At 64.8% G+C, this 11397-nt stretch carries 9 protein-coding genes; 5 read left to right on the top strand and 4 right to left on the bottom strand.

Features of this window, described 5'->3' with window-relative positions:
• Positions 1–58 precede the first annotated feature (58 nt).
• Entirely contained in the window at positions 59–1114 is a 1056-nt protein-coding gene (locus ABRP17_RS14100; protein WP_349985658.1) for a low specificity L-threonine aldolase, read from the bottom strand.
• A 398-nt stretch (positions 1115–1512) separates the two neighbouring features.
• Here ABRP17_RS14100 and ABRP17_RS14105 point away from each other — a divergent pair, with 398 nt between their 5' ends.
• Together ABRP17_RS14105 and uraH are read left to right on the top strand one after the other, a co-directional pair.
• The gene (locus ABRP17_RS14105) at positions 1513–4113 is read left to right on the top strand and encodes a TonB-dependent receptor (protein WP_349985676.1); all 2601 of its coding nucleotides are present in this window, start codon (positions 1513–1515) and stop codon (positions 4111–4113) included.
• A gap of 44 nt (positions 4114–4157) precedes the next feature.
• Complete coding sequence (gene uraH / locus ABRP17_RS14110) at positions 4158–4625, top strand: hydroxyisourate hydrolase (protein ID WP_372486798.1); 468 nt, start codon at positions 4158–4160, stop codon at positions 4623–4625.
• Positions 4626–4633: 8 nt separating this feature from the next.
• On the opposite strand, the gene ABRP17_RS14115 is transcribed toward uraH, so the two are convergent.
• Entirely contained in the window at positions 4634–5707 is a 1074-nt protein-coding gene (locus ABRP17_RS14115; protein ID WP_349985660.1) for a Rieske 2Fe-2S domain-containing protein, read from the bottom strand.
• Between the two features lie 216 nt (positions 5708–5923).
• On the opposite strand from ABRP17_RS14115, the gene ABRP17_RS14120 reads away from it, so the two are divergent.
• Entirely contained in the window at positions 5924–6865 is a 942-nt protein-coding gene (locus tag ABRP17_RS14120; RefSeq protein ID WP_349985661.1) for a cation diffusion facilitator family transporter, read from the top strand.
• A 179-nt stretch (positions 6866–7044) separates the two neighbouring features.
• Positions 7045–7794 (top strand): 2,3-diphosphoglycerate-dependent phosphoglycerate mutase, encoded by a 750-nt coding sequence (gpmA, locus tag ABRP17_RS14125; RefSeq protein WP_188326572.1) that lies wholly within the window; start codon positions 7045–7047, stop codon positions 7792–7794.
• Between the two features lie 142 nt (positions 7795–7936).
• On the opposite strand, the gene ABRP17_RS14130 is transcribed toward gpmA, so the two are convergent.
• Entirely contained in the window at positions 7937–8410 is a 474-nt protein-coding gene (locus tag ABRP17_RS14130) for a DUF4262 domain-containing protein (RefSeq protein WP_349985662.1), read from the bottom strand.
• A gap of 134 nt (positions 8411–8544) precedes the next feature.
• On the opposite strand from ABRP17_RS14130, the gene ABRP17_RS14135 reads away from it, so the two are divergent.
• On the top strand, positions 8545–10641 hold the full coding sequence (locus tag ABRP17_RS14135) for a M13 family metallopeptidase (protein WP_349985663.1): 2097 nt from the start codon (positions 8545–8547) through the stop codon (positions 10639–10641).
• Positions 10642–10704: 63 nt separating this feature from the next.
• Here the strand turns inward: ABRP17_RS14135 and ABRP17_RS14140 are convergent, their stop codons facing one another.
• Positions 10705–11298, bottom strand: coding sequence for a hypothetical protein (locus ABRP17_RS14140; RefSeq protein ID WP_349985664.1), 594 nt, complete (start codon positions 11296–11298; stop codon positions 10705–10707).
• Between the last annotated feature and the right edge of the window lie 99 nt (positions 11299–11397).

Below are 11397 nucleotides of genomic sequence, written 5' to 3' on the forward strand. Positions count from 1 at the left end.
GAATCGAACAAGCGGCAGCCCTCTGGGCTGCCGCTTTTTTCATGCGCGCCGCAGTCCCTTATCCGGCCAGAGCGGCCGCGAACGCGTCGAGTTCCTCGCTGCTCGTGGACCACGCAGTGACGAAGCGCACGGGCAGCTCGTCCTCGCCCAGCACGAAGCCGGTCGGCAGGCTGTCCGGATACCAGTCGTAGCACAGCACGCCGGCGGCATGCAGGTGGGCAAGCAGGGTCTTGGGCATCACCACGAAGACCTCGTTGACCTGCACTGGCCACGCCATGCGCACTGCAGGGTGGGACTGCAGGAGGGTGGCAAGCGCGGAGGCGCGATCGTTCGCCGCCCGGGCCAGTTCCAGCCAGTGGCCGTCCTGCAGCCACGCGCTGAACTGCGCGCCGAACAGCCGTCCCTTTGATACAAGCTGGCCCGCGCGCTTGAGGCGGAGATCGAAGTCCTGCGCCAGCGATGTGTTGAAGAACACCACCGCTTCGGCCACCAGTGCGCCGTCTTTCGACGCGCCGAAGGACAGCACGTCGATGCCGGCCTTCACCGAAAGTTCGGCCGGTGTGCAGCCCAGGTAGGCCACTGCATTGGCAAAGCGTGCGCCATCCATGTGCACATGCAGCCCGCGCTCATGGGCGAGGGAGGTCAGTGCCTGCAGTTCGCCGGGCGTATAGACCAGGCCGTTCTCGGTTGCCTGGGTCAGCGTCAGGGCAGACGGCCTGACGCTGTGCGGGCGCGCATCCGGCAAGCGCTGCAGTGTGTCGCGCAGGGCCGCAGGGGTGATCTTGCCAGAGTCGGTTGCGATGGGAAGCAGTCGTGCGCCGCCGGTGAAAAACTCCAGCGCCGTGGATTCGTCGCTGATCAGGTGCGCCTGCGCGTGGCACAGGATCGAATTCCAGGGCTGCGCCAGTGCTGAGAGCGACAGGCAGTTGGCGGCGGTCCCGGTCGCGACGAAGAAGACCTGCACATCGTGCTCGAACAGTTCGGCGATTTTCTGCTCTGCCTGTCGGGTGTACATGTCGGTACCGTAAGGTGCGGCGGTGCCGCTGCACGCACGTACCAGCGCGTCAAGGATCCGCGGGGAAACACCGGATTGATTGTCGCTGCCGAAATTCATGGAGAGACCTTGGTTGATGACAGGGGCAGAGCGTAGCGCGTCGGCACGCGATGGTGGCGTCTCCTGCGCGACAGATGGGAGCGAACAGCGATCCACATCGGCACGCACAACAACTGCCTCACCGTCAGCGAACGGAAAATTAAGTTTCCGGTTGCTCTAATGCCGCCACCGATTCTGTCGTGATCGGCTCACAACCAGTATCCATATCGCCGCAACGTCGTTGCGTGCGCCCCTTTGATCGACCTGTGCGCCCGACGCTGCGGGCAGGGCAGGTGCGCGCCTTCGCTACGCGGCACGCATTGAAAGGCCTTGCCCGCATGACGTCATCCTCGCCCTTGCCCGTTGCGCCCCGCTTCCGTCCGACGCACCGCCTGCTGCGACGCGCGCTGCTGCCTTCGATGATCTTCGGCATCGTGAGCGTGGCCCACGCCCAGGCGCAGACACCGGCCTCCACCGAGGGGCAGACGCCTGCCGCCGCGGGTGCGCAGGATCTGGATGCCGTGCAGGTCCGGGGCGTGCGTGGCAGTGCAACCGGCGCGGTCGACGCCAAGCAGTCGAAGGCGGAAATCAGCGACTCGGTGGTGGCCGAAGATATCGGCAAATTGCCGGACAACAGCGTCGCCGCGGCGTTGCAGCGGGTGACCGGCGTCCAGGTCGCGCGGGGTGGCGCGGAGGTCGGTACCGTGTTGGTGCGCGGACTGCCCGACGTGGTGACCACGTTTGATGGTCGCAATGTGTTCACCGCCAGCGGCCGGGGCATCGCGCTGCAGGATATTCCGGCCGACCTGCTGCAGAGCGTGGACGTCTACAAGACCGGCAGCGCGAAGTTCATCGAAGGCGGCATCGGTGGCACCATCGACGTCCACCTGCGCAAGCCCTTTGATCTGGACAAGGACACGACACTGGCGGGCAGCATCAGTGCTGTGCAAGGGGATCAGGCCGATGAGACAAAGCCGAACGGCAGCCTGACGGCCGCGCACAACTGGGACAGTGGCCATGGTCGAATGGGCGTGCTGGGCAGTGTGTCGCTGCAGCAACGCCCTTATCAGGAAAGCAACAGTTTCCACGGCACGTATGACCGCGTCGCGAATCCGCCTGACCCTGCGCAGCAGATCTTCGTGCCCTACAACGCAGGCGGGCTGGTCGCGCGCAACACGCACAAGCGCCGCTCGGCGAACTTCACCTTCCAGTGGGCACCGACCGACAACAGCGAGGTTTACTTCGACACGTTCTACGTGAACTACGAAGGCCGCAACAACGTCAACTACTGGATGCCGTTCCCGGGCCTGGTCAACGCAGGCAATGTGCAGTCGGTCAGCCTGCGGCCCGGGACCGACGTCATGGACGGCTTCGTGGCCCGTGATCTCTACACACTGTCCAGCACGCAGGCGCACAAACAGACTTCGGATACGTTCCAGGCCGCACTGGGTGGAAAGTGGAACAACGAAAACGTCACCCTGTCGACCGAGCTGGCCTACACGTGGAGCACCAACAAACACCGTGCCATGACCTTGGACATGGGCATGGACGCGCCGTTGATGCACATGCGGGATGCAGGCGGTGTGCCCGATACCTGGGTGACCCAGGCCGACGGGTCTCCCTACGATGTCACCAACCCGGCCAACTGGTACTTGAGCCAGTACTACGACAGCTGGGACGAGCAGAAAGGCGAGGAATGGGCGTGGCGTGGCGACAGCACGTTCGCCTTCGAGGCCGGTCCGTTCAGTTCGCTGGATGCCGGCGTCCGGGTCAGCCGCCGCACGGCGTCGAATCATGGTGGCGGTCCGGGTGCGATGGACAACGTGACCGGCCGCCGCGTGTACGCCAACGAGGTGCCGGGGCTGGCCGATGTATCGCCGGGCGGCATGCTGGACGGTGCACGCGCGTTCTCCACGGACCGTTGGGCAGTCGCCAACGCGGCCTATCTGCTGCAGCAGACCGAACAGGTACGGCAGGTGATGGGGCAGTCACCGGAAGCGCCGCCGGAGCTGGCGTCGCTGTTCTTTGACACACGCGAAGACAATTACGCCGCGTATGTGCAGCTCAACTGGGGCACCACGCTGGGCAGCATTCCGGTGGACGGCCGCATCGGCGTGCGCGCAACGCGCCTGGAATCCCAGCTCGCCGGCACGCGGACGGTGGATGGGGTTGACCGTGCCAGCCAGATCGACACCACCCAGACAAAGTACCTGCCCAACGCCAGCGCGAACTTTTCGCTGCGCGAGGACCTGATCCTGCGCCTTTCCGGCAGTGAAACGATTGCTCGGCCGAACTTTGCCGACCTCAATCCGCAGCTCAGCCTGTTCGAATCCACCGACAGCCTGCCGGCGCGTGGCAGCGGCGGCAATCCCGATCTGCAGGCGGTGGAATCGAAGAACCTGGACGTGTCGCTGGAGTGGTATTTCAAGCCGGGCTCGTTGCTGTCGGTGGCAGGCTTCCACCGCAAACTGGATGGCTATGTGCAGAGCTATGCGGACGACGAGACCATCGGCGGAACGACCTACTCCATCACCCGGCCGCGCAACACCGGCGAGGGCACGCTGAAAGGGTTCGAGGTGGGCTACAGCCAGTTCTATGACTTCCTGCCGGGTTGGCTGTCCGGCTTCGGCACGCAGCTGAACTACACGCGCATCAGCGCCGAAGCCGAATCGCCGACGGGACAGGTCCAGCCGCTGACCAACGTGTCCAAGCACGCGTTCAATGCGGTATTGATGTATCAGTACGACCGCTTCTCCGCACGCCTGGCGTGGAACCGGCGCACCGACTATGCGACCAGTTTCAACAGCTCCGGTGACCAGCCCAGCGAGATCCGCCAGGGTGACGAGGATTGGCTGGACGTGGCGTTGAACTACGACATCAATGACCACATCACCGTGTTTGCCGAGGCAACCAACCTGTTGGGTGGCTCGACCCGCAACTACTTCGGCAGTCCACAGTTTCCGCGCGATTTCGCATCGCCGGAGCGGACCTACACCGTGGGTGCGCGCTTCAGGCTCTGAAGCGCGCGACGCGTTGCGGATCAGGACCGATCCGATAGTGCTGCATGCGTGCCCATCGCACCATGCAGCACCGTCCGATGGAAAGGTCACCCAACGTGAAGAAGAACATCATCCGGGTCGCGGCGCTGCTGTTGGCCCTGTTCACCGTGGCCAGCGTCAGCGCGGCCCCGCGCAATCCGATGAGCGTGCATGTGCTGGACCAGCAGACCGGCTTGCCGGCTGAAGGGGTGCAGGTGATGCTGGCAAAAGCGGAAGGGGATCGCTGGGCGGTGATCAGCAACGGCACCACCGACGTCGACGGCCGCGTGGCCGCGCTCTATCCGCCGGGCAAGGCGCTCGATCCTGGCCGCTACCAGGTCACCTTTCTGACCGGTGCGTGGTACACGCAGCACGGCGGAACCACGTTCTACCCGGAGGTCCAGGTGATCGTGGATGTCGACGGGAAGCTGCCGCACTACCACATCCCGCTGTTGCTCAGCGCTTACGGTTATTCGACATACCGCGGCAGCTGACATGGCCTTCAGGCGATATCGACGAAGAACCGCCGGTAGCCGAGCTGCAGCAGTCTGCGTCGATACGCCAAGGTGATGCGGTCGGCACGCGTATGTGCTTCGACGCGGACGTCCAGCGGCAGGTTGCGCGGTCGCTGTGCCTCCGTCAGCGCCCTGTCCTCGTCGAACACGCGCAGGTTGAAGGCGATCATCTCTTCCACCGGACGATCCGTGTCGAAGTTGCGTGACACCGGGCAGAACAGGTGGGTACGCAGCGCCGATACCGGCGTGGCGATGTTCATGACCACTGCACGATCAGCGCCGGGAAAGTGCAGGGTCAGCGACGCGGCGAAGGGAGGATGCACCTCGAAGTGCCGTCGCCACACGTGACCCTCCGGGGCGCGGCGGCCAGAGTCGACGGGGTAGTTGGGCATGTCGCTGTCGTAGTCCATCGCGAACCCATCGCTGCGGGGATGCACGTCGTAGGACGGCACACCGCGCCGGTCCGGATCGGCGAAGGTGCCCGCGTGCACCCAGGGCAGGTGAGCCACATCGATGAAGCCCTCAAGCTGGCGGCCTGCAAAGCAGTCCATCGGGTAGCAGGGACACACGGCCTGCTGGAAGCCCGCTTCGTCCCAGTGAGGCATCACGGGAATATCGGGCCGCATGCCCTCCTGCGGCCACAGGCAGGTCCATAGCAGTCCATAGCGCTCGACGGTGGGATAGGTGCGCAGGTGCAACTGCGCCTGCACCGGGTGGCCGGGCTGGCAGGGGACATCCAGGCAGCGCCCTTCTGCGCCGAACAGCAGGCCATGGTAGCGGCAGCGGATACCGCCCGGATCCGCCGTGCCCATGCTCAGCGGCACACCCCGGTGCGGACAGGCATCGGCGGCTGCGACGACACTCCCTGCCGCGCGGTACAGCACCAGCGGTTGGTCCAGCAGCCGGGCGGCCTGGGGCGCGGCGCGCAGGTCTTCGCTGCGCATCACCGGGAACCAGCAGCGGGCCATGAGGTACCAGTCCGGCGCATCGAAAGTGCAGCCAGTCGGCAGCAGGGGGCGGTCCTCGTGGCTGCGCGGACCGAGGTGATGGTGCAGGGGCATGCGGTGCTTCTCCAGCGGAGGCGTGAGGAAATGCTGGATCCCACGCAGGTCCTGCTTCCATGCAGGATGCTGCAAAGCGCCCCTCTGTTGACCGGCCGCGTCGTGTCCCGTCGTGCCGGCCCGTTCGCTGTGCCGCGCAGGCGCGATGTTATAACGCGTGTGATGGTGTCCACCGCCCTGCGCGCGTAGCCTGCACGCATCGCACTGGAGATCCCGATGGGACACGATCACAACCATCTTCCGAACGAAATCCGCCACGAGAAGCCGCTGTGGTGGGCACTGGGCCTGACGGCCGCCTTCCTGCTGGTCGAGGTGATCGGCGCGTTTGTCACCAACAGTCTGGCGCTGCTGTCCGACGCTGCGCACATGGCCACCGACACGCTGGCGTTGATGATCGCGCTGGTAGCAGTGCGCTTGAGTCGCCGGCCGCCCGATGCGCGACGCACCTATGGCTACGCCCGGTTGGAAGCGCTCGGCGCGATGTTCAACGGCGGCATGCTGTTTGTCGTGGCCGGATACATCCTGTGGGAGGCCATCGCACGGTTCCGCCAGCCGCAGGAGATCGCGTCGACCGGCATGTTGGTCATCGCGGCGATCGGCTTGGCAGTGAACCTCATTGCGATGCGCCTGCTGAAAGCGGGCAGCGGCGAGAGCCTGAACGTGAAAGGGGCCTACCTGGAAGTGTGGGCGGACATGCTCGGCTCGGTGGCGGTGATCATCGGCGCGCTGCTGATCCGCTGGACAGGCTGGAAAGTCATCGATCCGATCCTGGCGGTGCTGATCGGGTTGTGGGTGCTGCCACGCACGTGGGTGTTGATGCGCGAAGCGATAAACGTGCTGCTCGAGGGTGTGCCGAAGGGCATCGTACTGTCTGAGGTTCGAGGCAGTCTGTGCAGCCATGCCGGTGTCGTGGATGTGCACGACCTGCACGTGTGGGCGCTGGCGTCGAGCACCCCGGCGCTGAGCGCGCACGTGGTGGTGGCCGAAGGGGCGGACACCGACCAGGTACGTAGGGAACTGGCCGATGCGTTGCACGAACGCCACGGAATAGACCACGTCACGTTGCAACTGGAAGCCGACCACTGCGGCGACGCCTGCGCGGTCGGACCGACGGAAAAAGCGCACGATCACGGTCATCACGGTCACGTGCACCACTGACGCCGGTGGTGGTGGTAGAGCCGACTTCAGTCGGCTGCGTTTCGCGATGGACCAGCCGACTGAAGTCGGCTCTACCAAGGGCTGTCAGCCGACTGAAGTCGGCTCTACCGGGGCAATGCCGCCGAGCGCGGCTCGGCGCTACACTATCGGCCTGCCTTCCCGATGTTGGAGACCCTGCAGTGACCCGTAAACTCGTACTGTTGCGCCACGGCCAGAGCCAGTGGAACCTGGACAACCGTTTCACCGGTTGGGTCGATGTCGAACTCACGGACAAGGGGCGCCAGGAGGCTGCCGCTGCCGGTCGCCTGATGCGCGAGGAGGGCCTGCAGTTCGATGTGGCGCACACGTCGGTGCTCAAGCGCGCCATCCATACGCTGCAGGGCGCCCTGGCCGAGATGGACCAGGACTGGTTGCCGGTCAGCAAGAGCTGGCGCTTGAACGAGCGCCACTACGGCGGACTGCAGGGCCTGGACAAGGCGGAAACCGCGGCCAAGCATGGCGAGGAGCAGGTCAAGATCTGGCGTCGTTCCTACGACATCCCGCCGCCGCCGATGGACCTTGAGGATCCGGGCCATCCGATCCACGACCGCCGGTATGCCACGCTGGACCGCAATGCGCTGCCGGGCACCGAGTCGCTGGCGACCACGCTGGACCGGGTGCTGCCGTACTGGTTCGATGCCATCGCGCCGCAGTTGAAGGACGGCAAGACCGTACTGGTCACCGCGCACGGCAATTCGCTGCGCGCGCTGTACAAGTATCTCAACGGTGTGTCGCGCGAGCAGATCCTCGAACTCAACATTCCCACCGGCATCCCGTTGCTGTTCGAGCTCAACGACGACCTGACCGTGCAATCGTTCCGTTACCTGGGTGACCCGGAAGCGGCGCGCAAGGCGGCCGAGGCCGTGGCCAACCAAGGCAAAGCAAAGTAACGGCGGCGGCCGATCGGCCGGCTGGTTGCCCGGTAGAGCCGACTTCAGTCGGCTTGATGAAAGCAGCCGACTGAAGTCGGCTCTACCGTTGCTTTAAGCAAGCCGACTGAAGTCGGCTCTACCGTCGGCATGACCGACGGCACTACCGGGCGTTGGCGTGCACGATGCCCAGCGCTTCATCGGCCTGTGCATCGTCATACCCGGCCTGCCACGCGAAGCGGTGCGCGCTGTCGGGCAGGAACATCACCACCGCCTGCAGCGGCTGCGGGCCGCAATGGCGCACGGCAGTGGCCAGGTACTCATCGTGGCAGTCCGCGCGTACGGTGCGGAAGATGACCTTGTAACCGCCATCGAGGACCTCGCCGTCTTCGACGTCGGTCTGGATCTTGTGCCCTGCGGCCAGCAGGGCGGCGCATTCGCCAAGCAGCGCCTGTGCCTTGGATCGCTGCAGGCCGAAGACGATGACTTCCGGCGCGCCGTAGGTCGCCTGGAATCCGATCGAATAAGAGAACCCGGATTCACCGTCCGGACCGGGCAGCACATGCAGGCAATGCCAGCCGTGCTGCTGGATGTCGTCGATCACCTTGCGGTCCTTGCTGCTGTCGGGTGCTGTCATGAAGGTCACGCTGGCCAGTTGATCGGGAGGTCCAGCCCAGTGTCCCACGCCCCGATGGATTCGGGTGTGACCTTTGGCGGTCCCCGGTCTTGCATGTCCGGGCTACCCTCGGGGATTACCTGTTGGAGAGTCCCATGAAGTTGCGCACCTTGGCCCCGCTGGGCCTGACCGTCGCCATCGCGGCATCGTTGGCTGCCTGTGGCAAATCCGAAACGGCGCCCACTGCCACGGCGGATGCCAGCACGTCGGCCTTCGACCCGTCGCTGATCAAGACGCCGCTGATTTCGCTCAACAGCGCGGATCTGGATACGGCCATTTCCGCATGTACGGACCTGAACGCGTTCGTGAACCAGAAGTGGCTTACCGCCAATCCCGTGCCGGGTGACCAGACCACCTGGGGCAGCTTCGAAATCCTGCGCGAGCGCTCGCTGGAAGTGCAGCACGCGCTGGTCAAGCAGGCCGCCGACAGCGACGCCAAGGCGGGCTCGGTGGAAGCGAAGATCGGTGACATCTGGAAGACCGGCAGCGATGAAGCGAAGATCGATGCGGCCGGCCTGGCACCGCTGCAGCCGCAGCTGGACAACATTGCCGGGCTGAACGATACCGCGGCCATCACCCAGTACCTGCGCGACAGCCAGGCGCAGGGGCAGGGCGTGCTGTTCTCGTTGTCGGCCAATGCCGATTACAAGGATTCGGCGAACGTCATCGCCTATGTCGGCCAGAGTGGCTTGGGCCTGCCCGAGAAGGGCTACTACACCGATGCATCGCAGGCGAAGATCCGCGATGCGTACGTGGCCTACATCACCCAGGTGCTGACGCTGTCCGGCGTGGACGCGGCGCAGGCGGCCGAGCAGGCCAAGGCCGTGCTCGCGTTTGAAACCCGATTGGCTGCCGCCTCGCTGTCACGCATCGAACTGCGTGATCCGTCCAAGCGCTACAACCCGGTCAGTGCCGCCGATGCAGACAAGCTGACGCCGAACTTCAGCTGGACCGCACTGTTCGACACGCTCAAGGTACCGGCCGTGCAGAAGTTCTCGCTGGCCCAGCCGCAGTTCTTCACCGAGGTCGACAAGATGCTGGCCGATGTGCCGGCAGCGACCTGGCAGGCCTACCTGCGTTTCCATACCATCGACGATGCCGCGCCCTATCTGAGCAGCAACGTGGAAAAGGCCAACTTCGACTTCTATGGCAAGACGTTGCGGGGCCAGCAGGAAATGCAGCCGCGCTGGAAGCGGGTGCTGGATTCGGTGAACAACGGCATGGGCGAAGCGCTGGGCCAGTTGTATGTGGATGCGGTGTTCCCGGCCGAGAGCAAGGAACAGATGCAGCATCTGGTGGACAACCTGTCCGAAGCGCTCAAGGCCCGCCTGGAGAAGCTGGAATGGATGGGCGAAGACACCCGCAGGAAGGCACTGGAGAAGTGGGCCAGCTTCACCCCGAAGATCGGCTACCCGGACAAGTGGCGTGACTGGTCGGGCCTGCAGACCAACGGTGACAGCTTCCTCGGCAACATGCAGGCGGCGCGCGCGTACAACTACCGTTACATGCTGGACAAGATCGGCAAGCCGGTCGACAAAACCGAGTGGGGCATGACCCCGCAGACGGTCAATGCGTACTACAACGCCACCAAGAACGAGATCGTGTTCCCCGCTGCGATCCTGCAGGCACCGTTCTTCGATGCCAAGGCTGACCCGGCGTTGAACTACGGCGGCATCGGCGCGGTGATCGGCCATGAAATGATGCACGGCTATGACGACTCCGGCAGCCAGTTCGCGGCCAACGGCAACTTCGACAACTGGTGGACCGACGCCGACCGCAGTGCCTTCACCCAGCGGGCGGACCAGTTGGTCGCGCAGTTCGATGGCTATGAGGCCGTGCCCGGTGTGAACGTCAAGGGCAAGCTGACCCTGGGCGAGAACATCGGCGATCTCGGTGGCCTCACCGTGGCCTATGACGCGCTGCAGATGGCGCTGAAGGAAGATCCCTCGAAGAACGCACCGGTGGACGGTTACACCCAGGACCAGCGCTTCTTCATGAACTGGGCCACCGTGTGGCGTCGCAACTTCACCGACGGCGAACTGCGCGTGCGGTTGAACACCGATCCGCACGCACCGGCGAACTTCCGCGCCAATGGTGCGCCGTCGAACATGCCGTCGTTCGCGGCAGCGTTCGAATGCAAGGCGGGCCAACCGATGGTGCGTGCCGATGACAAGCGCGTTGTGATCTGGTGATCGCACGCGTGTGCTGAGAAATGAAAAACCCGGCGAAAGCCGGGTTTTTTCTGGGCAGATCCATCAGCTGGCCGCGACCTCGTCGCACTTCAGGTACTCCTGCTGCGTGATCTTCCATGCGGCAGCGGCATCGAATCCCGGAACCAGTCCGGTGTCCTTGCCGGTGAACGCCGACATGCCGTGGCTCAGCATGTAGGTGGGGACGTAGCGCGGAGGACCCAGGCGCTCTGCGAGGAGGCACAGACTTTTCTGGTAGGCGTCCGCGTGGGCCATGCGGTCCTGCAGCGCGGCGCTGAACGCAGCCATCGGCCCGTCTCCAGCAGACTCGAAGCTGGCGACCAGGTTCATCTTGAGCGCGCCGTAGGCACCGTGTGCGGTTCTGTCTGCCACGCGTTGCGTATCGAAGTGAGCGAACACACCGGCGATGGAGAAAAGGTCTGCGCCGTCGGTATTGCGCCCGGCCTGGATGCAGCTGGGGATGGCGGCCATCAGGTCGGCTGGCGAGTCGTTGGCGGTGACATCCTTCAGCGCGGTGCAGGGCAGCGAGCGGGTTGCCTGCAGGTTGCCCGCCGCACGTTGATCGACCGTCTTGGCGTGGCCTGCCAAGGGCATGAGCAGGCAAGCAAGCAGGGCAGGGAGGCGCGTGAGTCCGTGCATGGTGATGCGTCCGTGTTGTGATGCAGAGGATGGAGTGTAGATGAGGCATGGCCATTGGTAGCGCCGACCCATGGTCGGCGAGCGCAGCGGCAGGTCAGG

This window comes from Stenotrophomonas sp. WHRI 8082, assembly GCF_040223995.2.
Classification (GTDB): domain Bacteria; phylum Pseudomonadota; class Gammaproteobacteria; order Xanthomonadales; family Xanthomonadaceae; genus Stenotrophomonas.